21 protein-coding genes are annotated in these 20,925 nt (G+C 35.4%); 13 read left to right on the top strand and 8 right to left on the bottom strand.

Annotated features, from left to right (window positions below; genetic code table 11):
• Positions 1 to 129 precede the first annotated feature (129 nt).
• The 4 genes from D1606_RS05115 to D1606_RS05105 all read left to right on the top strand — a co-directional run bounded on the left by D1606_RS05115 (position 130) and on the right by D1606_RS05105 (position 2,992).
• Positions 130 to 1,215, top strand: coding sequence for a CotH kinase family protein (locus D1606_RS05115; RefSeq protein ID WP_119414943.1), 1,086 nt, complete (start codon positions 130 to 132; stop codon positions 1,213 to 1,215).
• Positions 1,216 to 1,296: 81 nt separating this feature from the next.
• Positions 1,297 to 1,668: a hypothetical protein gene (locus tag D1606_RS05110; RefSeq protein WP_233548020.1), complete on the top strand. Its 372-nt coding sequence runs from the start codon at positions 1,297 to 1,299 to the stop codon at positions 1,666 to 1,668.
• The gene (locus D1606_RS18940; protein ID WP_164489555.1) at positions 1,661 to 1,813 is read left to right on the top strand and encodes a hypothetical protein; all 153 of its coding nucleotides are present in this window, start codon (positions 1,661 to 1,663) and stop codon (positions 1,811 to 1,813) included. Before D1606_RS05110 ends, D1606_RS18940 begins: the two co-directional genes overlap by 8 nt.
• A gap of 222 nt (positions 1,814 to 2,035) precedes the next feature.
• On the top strand, positions 2,036 to 2,992 hold the full coding sequence (locus tag D1606_RS05105; protein ID WP_119414942.1) for an alpha/beta hydrolase: 957 nt from the start codon (positions 2,036 to 2,038) through the stop codon (positions 2,990 to 2,992).
• Between the two features lie 314 nt (positions 2,993 to 3,306).
• On the opposite strand, the gene rnz is transcribed toward D1606_RS05105, so the two are convergent.
• From rnz to D1606_RS05080, 5 genes are all read right to left on the bottom strand, one after another.
• Positions 3,307 to 4,245 (bottom strand): ribonuclease Z, encoded by a 939-nt coding sequence (gene rnz / locus D1606_RS05100; RefSeq protein WP_119414941.1) that lies wholly within the window; start codon positions 4,243 to 4,245, stop codon positions 3,307 to 3,309.
• Between the two features lie 11 nt (positions 4,246 to 4,256).
• Positions 4,257 to 5,498, bottom strand: a complete 1,242-nt coding sequence (locus tag D1606_RS05095; protein ID WP_119414940.1) for a DNA polymerase IV — start codon at positions 5,496 to 5,498, stop codon at positions 4,257 to 4,259.
• A 279-nt stretch (positions 5,499 to 5,777) separates the two neighbouring features.
• The gene (gene phaC / locus D1606_RS05090) at positions 5,778 to 6,836 is read right to left on the bottom strand and encodes a class III poly(R)-hydroxyalkanoic acid synthase subunit PhaC (protein ID WP_119414939.1); all 1,059 of its coding nucleotides are present in this window, start codon (positions 6,834 to 6,836) and stop codon (positions 5,778 to 5,780) included.
• Positions 6,837 to 6,862: 26 nt separating this feature from the next.
• Positions 6,863 to 7,603 carry a 3-oxoacyl-[acyl-carrier-protein] reductase gene (gene fabG, locus D1606_RS05085; protein WP_369973750.1) on the bottom strand — a complete coding sequence of 247 codons (741 nt, stop codon included), beginning with the start codon at positions 7,601 to 7,603 and terminating at the stop codon, positions 6,863 to 6,865.
• Positions 7,604 to 7,689: 86 nt separating this feature from the next.
• The gene (locus tag D1606_RS05080) at positions 7,690 to 8,085 is read right to left on the bottom strand and encodes a polyhydroxyalkanoate biosynthesis repressor PhaR (RefSeq protein ID WP_119414937.1); all 396 of its coding nucleotides are present in this window, start codon (positions 8,083 to 8,085) and stop codon (positions 7,690 to 7,692) included.
• Between the two features lie 163 nt (positions 8,086 to 8,248).
• On the opposite strand from D1606_RS05080, the gene phaQ reads away from it, so the two are divergent.
• The 3 genes from phaQ to D1606_RS05065 all read left to right on the top strand — a co-directional run bounded on the left by phaQ (position 8,249) and on the right by D1606_RS05065 (position 10,001).
• On the top strand, positions 8,249 to 8,665 hold the full coding sequence (gene phaQ, locus D1606_RS05075) for a poly-beta-hydroxybutyrate-responsive repressor (RefSeq protein WP_119414936.1): 417 nt from the start codon (positions 8,249 to 8,251) through the stop codon (positions 8,663 to 8,665).
• Between the two features lie 44 nt (positions 8,666 to 8,709).
• A complete protein-coding gene (locus D1606_RS05070; RefSeq protein WP_119414935.1) occupies positions 8,710 to 9,198 on the top strand; it encodes a hypothetical protein in 489 nt (162 codons plus the stop codon).
• A 263-nt stretch (positions 9,199 to 9,461) separates the two neighbouring features.
• A complete protein-coding gene (locus D1606_RS05065) occupies positions 9,462 to 10,001 on the top strand; it encodes a GNAT family N-acetyltransferase (protein ID WP_119414934.1) in 540 nt (179 codons plus the stop codon).
• A 35-nt stretch (positions 10,002 to 10,036) separates the two neighbouring features.
• Here D1606_RS05065 and allB read toward each other — a convergent pair whose 3' ends face one another.
• The 3 genes from allB to D1606_RS05050 are packed head-to-tail and all read right to left on the bottom strand — an operon-like array spanning position 10,037 to position 13,861.
• Complete coding sequence (allB, locus tag D1606_RS05060) at positions 10,037 to 11,353, bottom strand: allantoinase AllB (RefSeq protein WP_119414933.1); 1,317 nt, start codon at positions 11,351 to 11,353, stop codon at positions 10,037 to 10,039.
• On the bottom strand, positions 11,350 to 12,606 hold the full coding sequence (locus D1606_RS05055) for a pyridoxal-phosphate-dependent aminotransferase family protein (RefSeq protein ID WP_119414932.1): 1,257 nt from the start codon (positions 12,604 to 12,606) through the stop codon (positions 11,350 to 11,352). The genes allB and D1606_RS05055 overlap by 4 nt, the downstream gene beginning before the upstream one ends.
• Before the next feature lies 1 nt (position 12,607).
• Positions 12,608 to 13,861 carry a Zn-dependent hydrolase gene (locus D1606_RS05050; protein ID WP_119414931.1) on the bottom strand — a complete coding sequence of 418 codons (1,254 nt, stop codon included), beginning with the start codon at positions 13,859 to 13,861 and terminating at the stop codon, positions 12,608 to 12,610.
• 184 nt (positions 13,862 to 14,045) lie between these two features.
• On the opposite strand from D1606_RS05050, the gene D1606_RS05045 reads away from it, so the two are divergent.
• From D1606_RS05045 to D1606_RS05020, 6 genes are all read left to right on the top strand, one after another.
• Positions 14,046 to 15,662, top strand: a complete 1,617-nt coding sequence (locus D1606_RS05045; RefSeq protein ID WP_119414930.1) for a PucR family transcriptional regulator — start codon at positions 14,046 to 14,048, stop codon at positions 15,660 to 15,662.
• Positions 15,663 to 15,805: 143 nt separating this feature from the next.
• Positions 15,806 to 17,125, top strand: a complete 1,320-nt coding sequence (locus D1606_RS05040; RefSeq protein WP_119414929.1) for a nucleobase:cation symporter-2 family protein — start codon at positions 15,806 to 15,808, stop codon at positions 17,123 to 17,125.
• The gene (gene uraD / locus D1606_RS05035) at positions 17,126 to 17,650 is read left to right on the top strand and encodes a 2-oxo-4-hydroxy-4-carboxy-5-ureidoimidazoline decarboxylase (protein WP_119414928.1); all 525 of its coding nucleotides are present in this window, start codon (positions 17,126 to 17,128) and stop codon (positions 17,648 to 17,650) included. It abuts the gene before it with no gap.
• Positions 17,651 to 17,661: 11 nt separating this feature from the next.
• A complete protein-coding gene (gene uraH / locus D1606_RS05030; RefSeq protein WP_119414927.1) occupies positions 17,662 to 17,994 on the top strand; it encodes a hydroxyisourate hydrolase in 333 nt (110 codons plus the stop codon).
• 58 nt (positions 17,995 to 18,052) lie between these two features.
• Complete coding sequence (locus D1606_RS05025) at positions 18,053 to 19,477, top strand: NAD(P)-binding domain-containing protein (protein WP_119414926.1); 1,425 nt, start codon at positions 18,053 to 18,055, stop codon at positions 19,475 to 19,477.
• 230 nt (positions 19,478 to 19,707) lie between these two features.
• Complete coding sequence (locus tag D1606_RS05020) at positions 19,708 to 20,883, top strand: YbfB/YjiJ family MFS transporter (RefSeq protein ID WP_119414925.1); 1,176 nt, start codon at positions 19,708 to 19,710, stop codon at positions 20,881 to 20,883.
• Positions 20,884 to 20,925 lie beyond the last annotated feature (42 nt).

The raw sequence follows: 20,925 nt of genomic DNA, 5'->3' as shown, positions 1-20,925 counted from the left end.
TAAAGTTAAAGTTCCAACTTACAAGACATTATGATGAAAGCATATAGAGCTTTCCTTGGTCAATTAATCGATTAAGGAAAGCTTTTGTTAAATTTACTTATTTACATTTGAAAAGGGAGGTGAATATATATGTCTAAAAGTGTACCTTCATATATATTAACGATTGACGAAGATGAGTTGAATATTTTAAGAGAAAACTTGATAAATGATTATGCGGCTCCTTCCAAATTAAACATTGACGGGATCGACTACAAAATTCGACTTGGCTATCGAGGTGCATATACTAGAAAATTCCGAAAAAGATCTTATATTGTTCACTTCCAAAATTCAAATAATATTTTGGAAGCACATGCTATTCATCTTAATGCAGAGTACAAGGATCCTTCCATTATTCGAAACAAGCTCTCCCTTGACTTTTTTCAAGATTTAGGAGTGCTCGCTCCTGATACCAAGCATATTAATTTTTTTAGAAATGAAACATTTAGAGGGATCTATTTACAACTTGAATCTGTTGATGATCTTTTTTTGAAAAAGAGAGGTCTGCCCTCTGGACCTATCTATTATGCGACCAATAATGATGCAAATTTTGCTTTTGATCGAGAAGGTAGACGAAAAAGATCCCTCCTCTCTGGCCTACAGCGTGTACATGGATTATTATCCGACGATCAAAATCTGATTGACTTTATAACGGTGATCAATAAATCCGATTCCATAGACTTTTCTTATCGTATTGGAAATTATTTAGATTTAGATAAATACTTCAGTTGGCTTGTGGGTGCCGTTTGTACAATGAATAACGATGGTTTTAATCATAATTATTCAATTTACCGCAATAGTGAAACTGGATTGTTTGAAATTATGCCATGGGATTATGATGCAACATGGGGAAGGAAAATTAGTGGCGGAATTATGGATCATAAATATGTACCAATCGACGGAAGACCCGGTAATTTACTAAAAGATCGGCTATTAGATAGCCACAAATTCAGAAAAATGTATAAAGAAAAATTAGAAGAAGTCCTCGAAACGAAATATACTGTCAACTATTTAGAGGATAAAATCATGTCACTTCATCAACTTGTTCGTCCTCATTATCTTCGTGACCCTTATATCAATAATAATATTGAAATCTTCGACTATGAACCAGAGATGATCACACAATTTATCCGAAATAGAAATCATTATTTAAAAACGCAATTAAAATATTTTAATTAAAAGAATCTACCTCGATACCAATAGACCCAATCACATGACACTGTAATATGCATAAATTAGTTTGAGGAGGTGTTTTCTTGAATGTATGATAACTCTAACAATTATCGTAACCACAAAAATCAATCGGACTATTATTCAAAAAATGATGCCTCTCAAAAATTCAAAAAACACCGATCGATTTCTGATTACACATTGAAAGATTTAACAAAAGGAAAACACTTAGATATCGTCGCAGCTGCACTTTTATTATCAGGAAAAATAAAAGTAGATGCTGTGCAATTATTTCGAGATTCTCCCATTATTACCGTTACTTTAATTGGTAAATTTCAATCCAATAAAAAGAAAAAGTCAAATGCATTGAGTGATTTTCTTGATGAAAATGGTGATTTAACTATCCAAGAAGTGTTTGAAGCAATCCAAGATAAAATGAGAAAAGGTGATAATTATGAGTAAATCAAAAGAAAAAAAATATGGGAATGGCTCAACATTTAACGGAACGGGTTTTACAAATGCAATTATTTTAATTGTTTTATTGTTCATGCTCATCTTTGGGTCAACTGATATTGCTACCTTATCTGAAGTTGAAATTGAAGTTTAGCTCTATTTTTTTGATTAGCTATTTGTTCATTTTTTATTTTAACACCTAATAAATTCAGGGGTTTTTATGGGGGAAGCCCATCATAAAATCCCTTTTTCTTCTACTTCATACACATATTATTCTTTATTTTACTTTTTTGTTTTTAAAACATAGTTATTCTATAGGTTTAATTAATTTTATGGTATAATGGCTTTAATAGTTAATTTGAAGGGACGTGTTCTTATGCCATTAAAAGAAGGATCATTAGCTTATATTGAAGCTCATAAAGGTATTCAATATTACGAACAGACACCAGAAGAGGCTCGAGCTGAAAGAGCAGCTTCTCCTATTCATCAAGTATCGGTTGAGGGGATTGCATCCGTTGAAGATCGACTTATTAAAGTTTCCGATGGCGCAGAAATTTTAGTTAGAGTTTATACACCTATAGGAGTTGGTCCATTTCCAATTATTATCTACTACCATGGTGGAGGCTGGGTTTTCGGTAGCCCCGATTATGCTGATGGAGGTTGTCGCTACCTAACAAGTTCAACAAAGTCAATTGTCGTATCTGTAGACTATCGTCTTGCTCCTGAGCATCCATTCCCTATTCCTGTTCAAGATAGCTATGATGCTCTTCTTTGGGTTGCAGAGAATGCTGCTTCTTTACAAGGTGATCCTACAAAACTCTTTGTTGCTGGTGATAGTGCAGGTGGGAATATTGCTGCTGTTATTTCTCAATGGTCAGTTGATAAAAATGGCCCTGAAATTTTGGGACAGGCGCTTATTTATCCCGTTACAAATACATGTTTTAATACTTCATCCTATGAAAAATATGGAGAAGGATATGGTCTAGATCGTGAAGGCATGATTTGGTTTACCAAACAATATATTGGTGATGCAAATATTCAAAGTAATTCATCTGTTTCACCATTGCTAGCAAACGATTTGTCACATATCCCACAAACAATTTTGGTTGCTGCCGAATATGACGTTTTGTTAGATGAAGGAATTGCTTATGTAACTCGTCTTCGTGAAGCTGGGGTTGAAGCAAAACATATTGTATTGCCAGGACTTATCCATAGTTATTTTAGTAAGATGGAATTTTTTGAAGAAGAAACGAAAGAGACATGTGAATTGATTGCTGAATTTTTCAAAAAGGCAATTGACATTGATACCGTTAAGACTTCTTGTGTTAAATAAGTTGTCATCTCTAGGCTGAGTAAGATGACTTAATTCCCATTTAAATCGGCTTTGACTTTTTCAAGGCTTTCACACAATTATTGCGTATTATTGAGCATATGATACAATCCAAGCTATAATTGCTATGATATGGTGCAATCAAAGCATTATTAGCTTGTGGTTGAATCCTCCTTTTTTTCAGACTGATGTGTTGCGTAACTTTGCATGGTTCTTTCCTTCCGTTTAACGCTTGCATCAGTCTGATTTTTTCCGAAAAAATGAATACCCCCTAATATTTTAAATGGACCAGGAAAAAATTCTCCTAGTCCATTTTTTTAGATTCTTTCCAGTTTTTCGTGTATCCACTTAAACTCATCAAAGTCTGTTACCATAAACGTATTTGGCATTATTTTTTTTGCCTCTTTTAACATCATCTCAATATCCTGAGGAAAGAAGCGAGCACTTAAATGGTTTAACAATAAGTTTTTAGCTCCTGCATTGAGTGCAACATTTGCTGCATCCATGTTGGTAGAATGTCCATAACTTGCTGCCAAATTACTAGTCGAGTGATCAAATGTAGATTCGTGTACTACAATATCTGCATTCTCACTAAGTTTAATGGCGTTTTCACAATAACGAGTGTCGCCAAGAATAGCCACTGTAAATCCTTTTTTAGGTTCATCTGTAACATCTACGCTTCGAACAATCGTGCCATCTTCCAAAGTGACATTATGTCCATTTTTCAATTGACCTAGTAACGGACCTTTTGGCACCCCTAAAGCGATTGCTTTTTCAACTTGCAAAGTGCCTAGTAATGGCTTTTGTTCTATTCGGTAGCCAAAGCACGGAACAACATGTTCAAGTGGCATTGCAGTTACGATGAAATTTTCATCTTCTAAGACAATTCCTTCCCCTACTTCTACATATTCAATTGCATAATTTAGATGCGTTTGAGATGTCTGTAACGTTAATTCTATCCACTCTTTAAGTCCTTTTGGACCGTATATAGTTAACGGCTGATCTCCACCTAAAAATGAACGAGAACCTAACAAACCAGGTAATCCATAAATATGGTCACCGTGTAAATGAGTGATAAAAATTTTATCTATTTTACGTGGTTTAACAGTTGTATGTAATATTTGATGTTGTGTTGCCTCTCCACAATCGAACAACCAAATGGAGCCGATTTCTTCTAGTAATTTTAACGCTAAAGAGCTTACGTTACGTGTTTTAGAGGGCATCCCTGCACCTGTTCCTAAAAATTGTATATGCAATGATTTTCCTCCTATAGTTTATGGTCATCTAAAAAGTCTTTACTAAAACTAGTCTGTGACTCATATGTTGTTTTTTTAATATTTTTAATACCTTTTGTAATGATATCTTTGCCAAATTTATGTTGCAACTCTTCAACAATTTTCAATACAGGTTCTTCTTTTACGTATTTTTGGAAAGAAAAGATAGATAGCTGCTCTACGGTTTCTTTTTTATCAATAACATTGCTGACTGTAACACCAAGTAGGCGGACAGGCGAACCGTTCCAATGCTTTCTGGTGAGCTCAATAGCAATTGTTTCGATATCCTGTTGTTTCCATAAAGCATTTGATACTGTTTTACTTCTATTACTATTATGCCAATCTGTATCTCGAATCATAACTGATACCGTATGTCCTGCTAAATTTTTTGCATCTAATCGTTTGGCTACCTTCTCACAGAGCTTGCCGATTGCTTCAGTTAGTTCCGACATTTCCATTAAATCTATTGGAAAAGTCGTGGAATTGCCGATAGATTTCGTATCATAAATAGAGTTTGGATCAACTTCCCGCTGGTCTATCCCGTTCGCACGTTCTTTTAGTCGAAGTCCATTTTTCCCTAGATTCGATTTAATCGTATACTCCTCTATATTCGCAAGATCGCCTATAGTGTGAATCCCAATACTTTCAAGCTTTTTAGCGGTACTCTCCCCTACTCCATGCATATCAATAACAGGTAAATGCCATAGCATTTGAGGCACATCTCGTTTTCTCAGAATAGTGATACCCATTGGTTTTTTCATATCTGATGCTGTTTTGGCTAGAAATTTGTTTGGTGAGATTCCAATTGAACATGGTAAATCCAGTTCATGTAATATTCTTATTTGAATAGACTCTGCCAGTTCAATCGCATCTTGTCCATGAACAATATTCGTCACATCCATATATCCTTCATCAATTGAAACCGGTTCTACTAAATCTGTGTATGAACGTAATATGGCAAACATTGCTTGAGACGCTTGACGATAACGTTCGAAATTAGGAGCCATCAATATTAACTCTGGGCATTTTCTCTTTGCTTCCCATACAGCCATTGTTGTATAGACGCCCTTAGCCCTCGCTTCATAAGAACAAGTGACTAAGATTCCTCTTCTTTCTTTTGGATTACCTGCAATAGCAAGCGCCTTTCCTTTAAGTTCGGGGTTATATGATTGTTCAACGGAAGCATAAAAACAGTTCATATCAATATGAAAGATAATTCTCCCGTGAGTAGCCATACTTCTCCCTCCTTAATCGACCAAATGTTCTCGTTCTAGTATAACAAAATAACAACATTTGGGACATCTTTTTACTATTTGAAGCCACCAAAAAACGTGTCTGTTAAGGCAATTTGAGACAAGCCCTTTGCAAAGATGATGGTGAAATCTTATTTCGAGCACTCTGCCAAAACTTCTTTGTTATAAAAAAAGTGACTGCACCATAAGTTTCCTACTTAGGCACAGCCACTATGAAAATACATCTATTCTTTTATTTAAAACTTTTAAGCTTTCTATTTGTTAATATGAGTTTTCAGTAATCCAATTTTCAATATATGGATGGATTTCTTTTATAGCTTTACGTCCAACTACAACAGAAATATGCCCTGTCTCAACGCTATGATAGGTTTTGTTTTCACTTGATACTTTATCATTTAAAGGTGCAACTTGGTTTGGAAGCGCAATGTTGTCACGTGTTGCAGAAATGTTAAGGAGATTTGCCTTAATATTGGATAACTTCACTTTTTCTCCACGAATCACCAGCTCATCTTTAATCAGTTTGTTTTCCTGATAAAATTCCCGTATCCATTGTCTATAAGCCTCTCCTGGGAAAGGAACTCCATCATTCAACCACTTCTGCATTAGTTTCCAATTTAACACGAAGTTATCATCTTCTACTCGATCTACAATCGACACATATGGTCCATATGTCGTTGAAATAGGACTTAGTAATTTATTTCCAAAGTCAATCATTTCAAACGGAATATTCCCTAAAGTGTCGACCAATTTATCAAGTTGGAAGTAGCGTTTATCCAACCACTTCGTAAAGAGACCAGCATCTGTAAAATCTATCGGACTAGTCAACAATAGAAGATTACGAATAGGAAGTTGTGGATTCAAAGCCGTAAAAATAGCTGACATTGTACCACCAATGCAATAACCTAGTAGCGTTATTTCCTTTGCTTGTGACTTTCTTAATACCTTTTTAATAGCCTGCGGGATGTAATCGACGATATAATCATCGAACTTCATATGACGGTCTTCATAGCCAGGCACTCCCCAGTCTAATAGATAAACATCATGTCCTTTATTGGTTAAATGTTCGATTAAACTGTTTCCAGGATATAAGTCTAAAATATATGGCTTGTTAATGAGCGCGTAAATCATGAGGATAGGTACTTTATTGGTCTTTTTTACAGCTGGCTGATAGCGATATAATTTAGCCTTATTTTTTGTCCAAACTACTTCTTTCGGCGTCTGGCCTACTTGAGGCTCTGGTTCCATAACAAATACCTCTGTTAGTCTTTTGACTTTTTTTAATCCTTCATCAGAGGGAGTTTTGAATTCTTTTGTAAGCATATATTACCTCCTTTATTTTTCTTTTTTTACATATACAATCCACCATTTACGTTTATCTCTTGACCAGTCACAAAACTTGCTTGGATGAGATAAAGAACAGCTTCAGCGATTTCAGAAGTTGTACCTAATCGTTGCATAGGTACTTTTGCAATAATGTTATTTTTCACTTTTTCAGGCATAGCTGCTACCATCTCTGTCTCGATAAATCCTGGGCAAACAGCATTGACAGTAATGCCGCTCTTCGCTGTTTCTAGTGCAAGTGATTTAGTGAACCCTAAAATACCAGCTTTGGAGGCTGCGTAATTCGTCTGACCGAATCCACCAGCTTGACCGATAATAGAGCTGATATTAATGATGCGTCCATACTTTCGATCAATCATGTGATTAATCACTGCTGATGTGGTATGGAAAATACCATTTAGATTGACGTTAATCACTTGATCCCATTCGTCTTTTGACATTTTACGGAATGAGCGATCTTTTGTAATTCCAGCATTGTTAATAAGAATATCAACTTTTGTAAATTGTTTTAATACTTCGTCTATAAGGCGTCTTGAATCTTCTAATTCACTAACATTTGCTTTCACCGCAATTGCCTGACCGCCTTGTTCTTCGATTTCTTGTATAATTTTTTGCATTTCTACTTCAGATGAACTGTAAGTAGCTACAACTGTTGCACCATTCTTCGCTAAAACTTTTGCTATTTCTGCACCAATCCCACGTGATGCACCTGTTACGATTGCTACTTTATTTGCTAATGGCTTCAAATAGTTTACTTGTCCTAATTCTTTTAATTCGATTGCTGACATACAAAATCACTCCTCAAATTTTTTAGTATTGTAAGATTTTTCATTTAATCTTTATTTTTTAGTATTTCTATTAGCTGATCTAATTTTTGCTCAACATTGGTAATATCTTGTTTCAATTGAGCAATTTCTAAAGAGGTCGTCTCTTGTTGTTCATAGATGAAATCATCTAAATTATCAATTTTGGTATCTACGTTTACAATCATAGATGCCACTTTCGCAAGCTCTTCAATACTAGGAATATTCGCTTGCTTCAAATAAGATTCAGTTAACGTTTTGACTAGTTCTTGATATTGAACGTATTGGTTTTGAACTTGTCCTAACCCTTGTGCAAATTGTTCGGTTCCAAGTGAATTTTCAATTGTACCTCTCCATGTACTTTCTGTTTTTTCGTACACTTCCTTCCAAATCTTAAAAGGATCTAGTGTTGTATTTTGACCCACTGGAAATCATCTCCTTTTCAAACACCTATGAAGACACCTTATGGTTTGTTTTTTAATAATATGACTAAAAAAGAATAGGAATTTATTTTATCGAAAGAACATAAGTATAAATATAGGTGTAAATTACACTTATATGTAGTACTGAAGTGAGGAGGTGAATGTGATGGATACAAGAGAAGGGAAAAATCAAAAAAGCGATTCAATTTTTGGTACACCTCAAAAACTTTTAATACCACTTATGCTATTACACTTACGAGAATGGAATTCACACGGTTATGAATTAATGGAGAAAATTACTCAATTTGGCTTTACTCCTATTAATCAGGGGAATTTTTATCGTCTTCTTCGTAAACTTGAAAAAGACAATTTAGTATCATCGGAATGGGATACTCCGGAAAAAGGACCTGCTAAACGAGTTTATTCTTTAACTGATGCTGGGGAAAAGTATTTGGATATGTGGGCAGGTTCACTAAGTCAATATCAAACATTGTTAAATAACTTTTTAGATTTATACAATCCTTTCTTCCCCATCAATCAGTCTTCACCGAAAAAAGAAAGGCCAATGGATGATATGCAATGAAATGCAATCATTATAAATGCACGAAGAAAAGGGAGGAAACGTAAATGGTGAAAGAACAAACAGAAAAAAGCGTAGATTTAGTATGGGATGGATTGTTAAATGGGTTAAAAACTTGGCAACAATTTCAAACTGAAGTGGGTGAAAAAGCTTTACAATCATTCACTTATCAAAAAGACTTTATCGAATCAACTGTATCTACGATTAACACAATCGAGGAAGAATCCAAAAAAGCAACAAAAGAAATTCTAGAAAATGTGCAAACTAGCGTAAAAGAAGTATTTAGCAACGAGCAATACGAGCAATTTTCTAAATGGTTAACAAGTGTGCAAGAAATTACTGACAAATCACAAGAATTAGTCAGCAATCCGAGTCATTCCATCTTAGATACTGTAGTACAAACAAATAACCTTTTAGAATCTACAGTAAAAGATGCTCTTGAAGAACAAAAACAACAACGCTTAGAAGTCATTGAGAAAATTGAAGAATTAGCTGAACAATTAAAACAAACTCAAAAAGGGTTGTTTAGTGTTTAGAAGAAACGATCTTAACGAAAGAAGTGTTGATGGGGAACTTTTAAACACTTCCAGACTCACAAATAATTATGTATACAAGAAAAAATGCTTTTCTTCATTTAAATGAGGAAAAGCATTTTTTACTGTCTATTCTGCTATAAGATGAACACATAATAGACAGTTTCTTTTTAAGAATAAGACATCTTAAATAGAAAATAACTATTGCTTTCTTACAGTATCATCCATTACAATAATAGGAATATTCCAAAAGGTGGTATTCACATATGATACAAATTTCTGAAGATCTATTATTACTACCAGTTCAGCCTGAGGATGCAGAAGCGATATTTACATTAACAGATCAAGATCGTCCATATTTGAGAGAATGGTTGCCTTGGGTTGATGGTACAAAATCTGTAGAAGATTCTTTGGAGTATATTAAATTTAGCCAAATCGGTGGAAAAGCCGGTACATTATTAAATTTAGCAATTATTTGGAAGGGTGATATCGTCGGCATCACTGGCTTCAACAAAATTGATCGCACACATCGTATTGCATACATTGGGTATTGGTTAGGTAGAGATTATCAAGGTCACGGTATTATGACTCAAGCTGCAAAAGCTTTAACTACCTATGCTTTTAATGAATTGCAATCAAACAAAGTTGAAATACGAGCAGCAGTTGGAAATAAAAAAAGTAGAAGTATTCCTGAACGACTAGGGTTTGTACAAGAAGGAATCCTTCGTAGTAATGAATGGCTTTACGATCACTTTGTCGATCATGTTGTTTATGGAATGTTAGCCGATGAGTGGGAAGACAAGTAAATTAAGGCTAAATTCATAGCCAAATGGTTAAAGGCCTAACCGCCAACCACTTGGCTATTTTTAGATTGAAAAACTTCTTTCCCTCTTGAATATGTGCTGATAATTTGATAGTCAAAATTGAAATCTTTATAGATTGTGCCTTTATGCTTTGCATAAATCATCTTTTCATCTACTTTAAACGGATTTTTTTCAAAAATAACAAAATCAGCATCCATCCCCACTGCGATTTCTCCCTTTCCACCTAATTCAAAGCGCTGTGCAGGTGCTTGTGCTGTCCATCGAGCCACATCCGTTAGTGGTAATTGATATTCCTCTGCAATTTGTAAAATTGAAAGAAGTGTAAATTGTCCACCATTAATACCACCCCAAGATTTGAAATAATTCGGAGGTGTTAGTTCCTTCAATTCTTTTGGGCATGGTGAGTGATCGGATGCAATATAATCGATTTTCCCTTCCAACAATTTCACAATCAGTTCTTTACGAATAGATTCTGAGCGTAATGGAGGTGCACATTTCGCATAAACTTGATGAGAATCGAAAGCTGTGTCGTTAAAAAGTAAATAATGAGGACATGTTTCTAGCGTTACATCTAAACCTTTTTGTTTGTATTCATGAATAATCTCCACGGCCTGAGGTGTACTAATATGAACAAAATGAAGGGCACATCCAGTAATTTCAGCATAATGTAATGCCCGTTGCACTGCATCTACTTCTGCTACAATTGGACGTGATTCACAATAATCTTTGGCAGTAACAGTACCTTTTTCAAGCTTTTGCTCTGCCAAACATGAAGTAATGGTATCACTTTCTGCATGGAGGGCTAATATTTTTCCTAACTTTGCTATTTCAAACATTCCTTGTAGTAATGCCTGATCATCTACTGATGAAAATGGCTGAAAACCGGAATTAGACAAGAATGCTTTGAAACCAATTACACCATTATCAGCTAATGATTGTAATAGAGGAATATTCGTTGGTACTAATCCTCCCCAAAATCGATAATCGATATTAGACTTTTGTTCTGCCAATTGTTTTTTGAGTTCTAATGCTGACACATTAATCGTTGGTGGATTACTATTTAATGGCATATCAAAGAAAGTAGTTACACCTCCTGCTGCAAGCATAGTAGAACCTCTTTTAAAGCCTTCCCATTCTTCATTTCCTGGTTCGTTTAGATGAACATGTGCATCTACTACACCTGGTAAAATGATTTTTCCCGATACATCTATTCGCGTAGCATTCACATCTTCAATATGTGGCGCAATTGCGATAATTTTTTGACCATCAATAGCAACATCACACTTTGTTACTTGATGAGGCTCAACTACTTCTGCTCCAGAAAAAATAATCATTGTGTAACACCTGATTTCTTTGCAAATTTTGGAGCTTCGTAAAAGTCCAATGAGGCTTCTACTGCTTGCCCACGATTTGGCTCGTAGCCATGACGGATTAAAGCTGCTTCAAGTGCTTGTAATACTTTTAAGATATTTTCTTTTCGACAACTATACCCCATCGTTCCAATTCTCCAAATTTCCCCTTGAAGAGGACCAAATGATGATGCGATTTCAACACCAAATTGCTCTAACATAAATTGGCGAACTGAATCCCCATCTACTCCATCTGGTATCTTTACACAAGTGACTGTTGGAAGTTTACATTCCGGATCACCATACAGTTCTAACCCCATCCCTTTAATACCTTCTATTAAAGCTTTTTCGTGATATTGATGACGACCAAATCGTTCATATATTCCTTCTTCTAATACTAGCCGCAACCCTTCTCGTAACGCATAAATCATAGAGGTAGCTTCTGTATGATGATTTAATCGCCGTGGACTCCAGTAATCTTGTAGCATCGCCAAATCTAAATAATTACTTTGAATCGTTTTGGTATCATTTTGTTTACTGTCTTCTTCAGTTGCAATTCCATACTCTACCTTTTTTCTACGTTGAATGATTTCTTCTATTCTTTCATTATAGGTGATTAATGACATACCTGAAGGAATCGATAGACACTTTTGGGTACCGGCAATAATCCCATCAATAAGCCAATCATCCACCGGAATATTAACCCCACCCATTGAAGCCACTGCATCTACGATCAATAGACGATCTTGCCCGCGACAGATTTTACCGACTTCAATTAATGGCTGCATAGACCCTGTACTTGTTTCACCATGGACAATTGCGACAACTTTTGGTTGGACTTCATTTATCTTTTCGATAATATCTTTTTCTTCAAATACTGTTCCCCAAGCTGTTTCCATCGTATATACGTCAGCACCACATCGTTCACAAATTTCAACTAACAAATGCCCAAAGCGCCCGAAAATGGGGACAAGCACTCGATCTCCAGGCTCTATCACACTACATAATAATGCTTCTGTACCAGCTCGAGATGTACCATCAATTGGAAATGCCCATTTATTTTTTGTCTGGAATATCATACGTAACATATCCATTACTTCGTTCATAATCTCTGTAAAAGCCGGATCAAATTGACCGAGAATTGGTGTTGACATTGCTTGCAGAACTCTAGGGTCCACTTCTACTGGACCAGGGGTCATAATGGTACGGATAGGTGTTTGTAATTGGCGATAATTCATATCATTGCACTCCTTCATAAGCTAATTTATAAAGCACTTCTTTTAAGAGTAATATGCCATGCTCTAAATCTTGAACTTTGGTAAATTCTAGTGGCGAATGACTAATTCCTTTTTGACTAGGGACAAAAAATAACGTAGTTGGATAGTGGGCTCCTAAAATTTGCGAATCATGTCCTGCTCCACTGACCATTTGTACACTTTTAAGTCCATTGTTTTTCGCTATTTTTTCCATCGTACTGTGTAGTGATGTATCTAAAGCTACAGGCAGACTGTCCGCCCATTTTTCGGCCTTACAGATAATTCCACTTTCATTCGCCTTTTCTGTAATCATTTGTAAGATTTCATCGCTATATTTTTTTAAAATACCTTCTTGATGATGACGAATATCTAAAGTAATAGATACCGTCTTAGCGACAACATTTGAAACATTTTGCTCAGCATTTATGCTACCAACTGTTGCCCTAAGCCCTGGGTATTCCTCTTTTGCTATTTTGGTTAGGGCATCAATGCAATTAGCTGCAAAAACCATCGGATCTTTTCTTTCTTCCATAGGGGTAGTTCCTGCATGGTTACTTTCACCCATAAATTGAATCGTATAACGATGTTGTCCAACAATATGTGTAACGAAACCGATATCAATATTATTCTTTTCTAAAATAGCACCTTGTTCAATATGAACCTCTATAAAGTGTTCAATATCACTCCTCTTATCACCTTTATAAGCTGCAATCGGAAAACCTGCTTTTCCCATGGCATCTTGAAATAATATTCCATTTTGATCTTCTAGTTGTTTTATATCTTCTAAAGAATATTCACCCGTAATATTCTTTGATCCCCAATATGTAAGTGGAAATCTACTTCCTTCTTCTTCACATAAAGATACAACTTCTATTGTTTTTCGTGGGCGACCATATTGCTCGAACAACATTTTCGCAGCTAAAAGACTCGCTATAACACCATAAGCACCATCATACTTTCCACCATTTACAACCGTATCAATATGCGAGCCTGTTAAAATGACTTGCTTTTCTTCTTGGAATCCTTCTATACGACCATACAAATTGCCTACTTTATCAAAATAAGGATCCATACCTATTTCTCGCATTTCCTCTTTAAGCGCATGCTGTGCTGCCTGCCATTCCTCTGTGTATAGTAGCCTTGTCACACCACCATCTGCTGTCTCGCCAAAAGTAGCTAACCAATCTAGGTAATGTTGGACATTTTTATATTTCTCTGATGAACAAAGATTAAGCATTTATGTCCCACCTTTCTTTCTGCTATATCCTTATTTTAAAAAAAGAAGTGGTATAGTTCATTGACGTATTTGTAGAAAGATGTATGAATTTTTAGATAAATTAACCAAAATATGTTTGAAAAGTTAACTTATTTATGTTAGATTTTATAACATAGCATACATTTAACAAGAGGAGGAGTCTAGTGTGAATGTAGTGGAATTATTAAATTTAAAAGAATTATCATCGATTACACTTATCGCCGGAGAAAACGGTATAAGCCGTCGGATAAAAACTGTTACGATGATGGACGCACCCGACATAATGCAATACTTACTCCCTAACCAATTGATCATCACAACAGCTTATCATCTAAAAAACAATGAAACGTATTTTCATAATTTACTAGAAAGTATGCATCGAGCTGGTTGCGCAGGAATCGCTATTAAAAAGAACCGCTTTCTTCACACCATACCTGAAGACATATTAGAACTTGCGAACCAGTTAAACTTAGCTTTCATCCAATTACCTGAACATTTATCACTTGGAGAGATCAACTTCCTGATTACAGAAAAAATTTTACAAAATGAAGCTTCATTACTAACTGAAGCAATGGACATTCATCATGAATTCACAGACTTGATATTAAGCGGCCGAGGAATCCTACCATTACTCCAAAAATTATCAGCCATCATCGAACAAAAAGTAAGCTTAATCAACTACTTTTTTCATCCTGTATATACAACAAAGCATAACTTTTATTTACCCCCTTCCCTACATGAAGTCATTAAAAAAGGAGGGCAATATCCCACTTTACCCGAACAAAATTGGAGTATATCCATATTAGACAATCATTGCAGCTATACTTTTTATCCTGTACATACAAACTTGAACAAAAACTATTATTTAGTTATCGAGGGTTTTATAAAAGAAGAACAGTTCCAAAAGCATTTGTTTATAAAACAAGCTATTAATGTCCTATCTTTTGCGATTATGCAGGAACAAGCATTGGAGCAACAAGCACGTTCGATTCGCAATCAAACATTGCAAGAATTTATAGATAGCAACATACAAACAACTTCTTATGTTAACGCATGCTCTGAGGAATTATCTTTACGCAACGATCAATCCTATTTGTGTATCGTTGGACGCACGAAACAAACGATTTCCACTTTTAATTCGTTTACTCTTTCTAAGCTCATTCAGCAGTTTTGCGAAGAAAGTATAAAGGAAATCCAATTACCTATTTACCCATTTATCATTCACAATCACTTAGTCTTACTGGTTGAAATCCAGGATCATTCCGTCAATTCATCTTTATTTTTAACTGAATTTTTAGAAGAATTAGAATTATATATTCATTACTTTTTAGATATTCATTTAAGTTTCGGTATTAGCAATCCAACGAGATCTTTTATAGATTTACAACATGCATATAAAGAAGCTTTTAGCGCTATCCCCGCAAATCATCAAAGCACAAAAACTTGTGTTCATTTTTATAGAAAAAAAGGGATCAACGAGTTATTACAAATCATCCCACAAAATGAATTAATCGACTTCTACCAAACATTATTTGAACCTTTACTTAATCTCGACTCTGAAGAACAAACGCTTCTTCTCGAAACACTTTATGCATATTTGGAATGCCATTGCCAAATATCCGAAACAGCTAAAAAACTGTTCGTTCATCGAAATACTGTTATTTATCGACTTGATAAATGCAGCCAGCTATTACAAAAGGATTTAAAAGATTCCGAAGTCACCATTCAACTAAGACTCGCCTTACGAATACGAAAAGATTTAAAGCTTCAACCCTTCATCTAGTTTCAACTTCAGTTACTTTATCTAAAATAATTGCTAATATTTAGCTATTGTATCTAATGACATTTCAGCCTTTTATTTTTAACATGTAAAGAAAGCTAACGTTTTAAGTTAGAGAATTTAACATTTAAAGTGGAGGGATTTTTATGAAGAACCAACTCAGTCATTCGAAAGCTGTCTCACTAGGATTACAGCATGTTTTAGCAATGTACGCAGGTGCAATGCTAGTACCTATTATTGTAGGAGGCGCACTCGGTTTATCTCCCACACAACTTGCTTATTTAATTGCCATCGACTTATCTACTTGTGGTTTAGCTACCTTACTGCAAATGTGGCGCAATAAATACTTTGGTATTGGATTACCTGTTGTTTTAGGGACTTCATTTGTCTCAGTTACACCGATGATCACACTTGGCAAAGAGTATGGCATAACATCTATTTATGGAGCTATTATTGTTACCGGCTTAGTCATCGTGCTATTCGCAAAATACTTTAGCCATATCATCAAGTTGTTTCCCCCAGTTGTAACAGGAACAGTAGTTATGATCATTGGACTTTCTCTAATTCCAACAGGCGTTAAGAATATGGCTGGAGGTGCGAGTAGCCCTCATTTCGGCTCTGCCCAAAACCTAATCTTATCAATCGCTACTTTAGGAATCATATTAATCATTCAGTACTTTGGTAAAGGTTTTTGGCGTTCTATAGCTGTTCTTGTTGGTATTTTCGTCGGTACCGTTATCTCTAGTTTTATGAATCCATTAAATTTTACTACTGTAAAAGAAGCTTCTTGGGCTCATTTCCCAACACCATTTTTCTTTGGAATTCCACAATTTGATATCGTTCCAATTATAACAATGCTTATTGTAGGTATTGTCATTATGATTGAGTCAACAGGCGCCTTTTTAGCTCTTGGTGATATTACAAATAAAAAACTGACACCACAAGATTTCGAAAAAGGTTATCGTGCAGAAGGGCTTGCCTTTATGCTTGGTGGAATTTTCAATGCTTTCCCTTATAGTACATTTGCACAAAACGTCGGTCTTGTCCAAATGTCTGGTGTAAGAAACCGCAAAGTTACAATTGCAGCTGGTTTAATATTAGTTCTACTTGGACTTGTCCCTAAAATTGCTGCACTTGCTACATTAATACCTACTGCTGTTTTAGGTGGAGCAACAGTTGTCATGTTCGGAATGATTGTATCATCTGGTATTAAAATGCTAACCACTGTAGATTTTACAAACCAAAACAATTTATTAATCATTGCTATTTCCATCTCTTTAGGACTAGGTACCACTGTTGTTCCTGAATTATTCTCAAGCTTACCATCCTTTATCAAAACTCTATTTGGTGATGGAATCATCACAGGTAGTTTAGCAGCTATGCTATTAAATCTCCTTTTATCTCATAAAGAAAAATCAGTTGAAACCAGTAAAGATATTTCACTTGCATCACAAGGAGGAAACTAAATGAAGCAACCTTTAGAGATGATTAATCATTCTTCAGAAGAGAAGTTTATAGAACTCTTTCAAGACATTTACGAATCGTCGCCCTGGATTCCTCAAGAAGCAGTAGTAAGTAGACCATTTGACCAAATAAGTGACATTTTAGAAACAATGCAGCAAGTTTTAGACCATGCTCCTTTCGAAAAAAAATTAGCTTTAATCCGAGCACATCCAGAGCTTGGGAAAAAAATAAAAATGAGTAGTACCTCTACTGAAGAGCAACAAAAAGCAGGATTAAATGCACTTAATAGTGATGAGTATCATGAATTCTTAACTTGTAATAACAGTTATCAAGAAAAGTTTCACTTTCCATTTATCATTGCAGTTGCAGATCACACGAAATCAGAAATTTTACAAATGATGAAATTACGACTAGCAAACAGCTACGATGAAGAATTTAAAACTGCTTTAAAAGAAATTAATCGAATCGCTGAATTGAGATTCGTTCAATTAATCGAAAAAATGAATCCAATCAAAATTACTGAATAAGGAGAAAACCAATGACTTCACTTTCAACACATGTTCTAGATTTATATCATGGGAAACCCGCCCAAAATGTGCAAGTAGATGTATATTTCAATCATCAATTCCTTTTAACAGTCGAAACAGACGAATCCGGGAGATGTACCCCCACTATCAACAAACCTTTCGAGCGAGGTACATATGAATTCGTCTTTCATATCGATACTTATTTTCAGTCAAAAGGGGTTCCTCTACCGGTTTCTCCTTTCTTATCTACAATACCAGTACGATTTACGATTGAAAAGGACAGTCATTATCACGTGCCGTTACTAGTAACGCCTTGGAGCTATCAAGTATACAGGGGAAGTTAAATAAGAACTTTGATATTTTAACTAGATTTCTATTTTAAAATGGAAAGGATTGGTTTAGATGAGCCTAGAAGCTTTAAATAAACAAGTATTAGTAGATCTTTCGTACATTGGATACGCTCAACCTACTTGGGTGAAACCACGATCTTATAACGGTGACCATGTATATGATGTTGTTATTATCGGTGGTGGTCAAAGTGGTTTAAGTGCAGCATTCGGACTTCTAAAGGAAGGCATTACAAATATTCTTATTTTAGATGAAAATAAGAAAGGGTTTGAAGGCCCATGGATAACATATGCTCGCATGAGGACATTGCGTACACCAAAAGACCTCCCTTCTATCGAGCTTGGCGTTCCATCACTATCCTTTCAATCATGGTGGACAGCACAATACGGTATAGAAGGTTTTGACAAGATTGATAAAATACCAAGAACTGACTGGATGAATTATTTGAAATGGTATCGTGAAATCCTCTCATTACCCGTCGAAAATAATGTACGTGTCACTTTAATCGAACCGATTGATAAAGAGCTTAATCGAATTTCAGTTAAAAAAGCGAGTACCTATTCTTCCATTCTCGCAAGAAAAGTGGTGCATGCAACAGGCATTCAAGGAGGCGGTGAATGGCATACCCCTGCATTAATCAAAGATAATTTACCAAAGTCTCGTTATGCCCATACTTCTGAAACTATTGATTTTTCTTCTTTAAAAGGTAAAAAAGTCGGCATATTAGGCGGAGGAGCTTCTGCTTTTGATAATGCCAATTTTGCCTTAGCATCAGGAATTCGTGAAGCTCATGTCTTTGCCCGTAGAAAAGAACTCCCACGTATAAACCCTATGCGGAAATTAGAAAGCTCTGGCATTATTAGTCGCTTTCATACACTATCCGATCACGACAAATATGCTGTCATGTCTCATTTTTTCAAATTCAATCAACCACCTACAAACGATACTTTTACACGAGCAAGTTCAAAGGAAGGATTTCATCTGCATTTAGGCTCGCCGTGGCTAGAAGTCCAAGATTCAAAAGAAGGAATCATCGTAAAAACACCCCATCAAGAATTTATATTCGACTATTTAATAATTAGTACTGGACTTGTAACAGATCCTGCTTTACGGCCAGAACTTAAAATAGTAGAACCTTATATCACACGTTGGGGCGATATCTATAAAGCACATCCGGATATTGCAAATAAACTTATTGATCTGCATCCTTATTTAACACCTGAATTTTCTTTTGTGGCTAATTGTCCTGAAGGTGTATCTGCTTTATATGGGATATTTGCATTTAATTATTCTGCACTTATCAGTAATGGCGTGTCCGCTTCAGCATTATCAGGATTGCGATTCGCAGTTCCAAAGCTTGTAAAAGGGATTGCTGATGAGTTATTTAAAGATGATCAGAAAAAAATTCTTCAAGAATATTTTGATTACGACCAAGTGGAATTTGTTGCTGATTTACAAATCACCAAAGAGATTGTTTAGTTCTGAATCTCTTTCTAGATTTATAAAGTTATTTAGTATATTTAATACTGGGGGACAAACTCGATTAATATTTAGTTTGTCCCCCTTTTCTGATGCTTTAACTGCAAATATGACCTTTTTATCCGAACTAGTATTAGAATTTCCAATTCGTCATTTACCAATATCGTCCAATAAGTTATACTATTTTTATTCGTTAATGTCATTTTTTTACTTATAAGTGGGGTGATTTATTGAATCGACAGCATATGGGTGTAATTATTGGGGCGATTTTATTTTTGGCTGTTGCAATGGGAATTGGGCGATTTTCGTTTACTCCTATTTTACCTTTTATGCGAGAAGCTGAAGGAATGTCGGTTGAAAAGGGTAGTTGGTTGGCTTCGGCAAATTATATTGGCTATTTTATCGGTGCTTTATGGGCAGGGTTTATTAAAAACAGAAAAGGCAAACTTGTGATGAACGCTTGGTTATGTGTACTTTCAATCATCGCTATGGGCGTTATTGATCATTTCTTTGTTTGGCTGTTTTTACGTTTAATCAATGGTATTACCGGGGGCCTCATCTTCGTTTTAACATCTAGTATACTTCTCGATTATTTAGCGCAACATTTTTTAACAAAATGGTCTGGTTATGTGTTTAGTGGAATTGGTATTGGCATCGCTCTTTCAGGCATTTTAGTACCCTACCTACAACAATTCTTCGCTTGGCAAGGTGCTTTTATAGGACTCGGTATATTATCTGGTTTGTTTATATGTATCAATCATTTTTTATGGAGAAAATTAGAAAATCCTACATTACCACAAAGCAATACAGTGAAGTCTGAAAAAATTTGGTCTGGCTTTATGCCATGGATGATCTTTGCGTACGGACTAGAGGGACTTGGCTATATTATTACAGGGACCTTTTTAGTCGATATGATCAACGAAATACCAAGTTTGCACAAGTATGCAAGTTACGCTTGGGTATTTGTTGGGATAGGTGCTATTCCTTCCGCACCTATATGGGGGATTTTAATGACTAAGTTCAAACCAATACTCATTCTAGCGATTGCTTATATTCTTCAAGTCATTGGAATGCTGTTGCCCGTTCTTTCACAATCGGTCATCGGTGTAATGTGCTCAGCTCTCCTTTTTGGTGTTACTTTTGTTGGTATTGTTGTTTTAACAACTTCCTATTGCAGAGAGCTATTTCCAACAAAAAGTGCAACCGTCGTTTCCACCTTAACTACCTATTATGCTTTCGGTCAAATCATTGGCCCACTTATTGCTGGGAAACTAACTACATATTATGGAACCTATAATAGTGCACTCATTTTTGCTAGTAGCGTTGTTTTTTTCTCTCTCTGCTTACTGTTATTTGGAAAAAAATTCACTCAATTAAAGTTGGATGCCAAAACATCTACCATATAGCAAATTGACTTACAATTGCTCAAAAAACAAGCGTATTAGAGA

Origin of the sequence: Rummeliibacillus sp. POC4 (assembly GCF_003576525.1) — a bacterium.
Taxonomy (GTDB): Bacteria; Bacillota; Bacilli; order Bacillales_A; family Planococcaceae; genus Rummeliibacillus.
The sequence above is the reverse complement of the archived record's forward strand: the minus strand, read 5'-3'. Positions and strand labels throughout refer to the sequence as shown.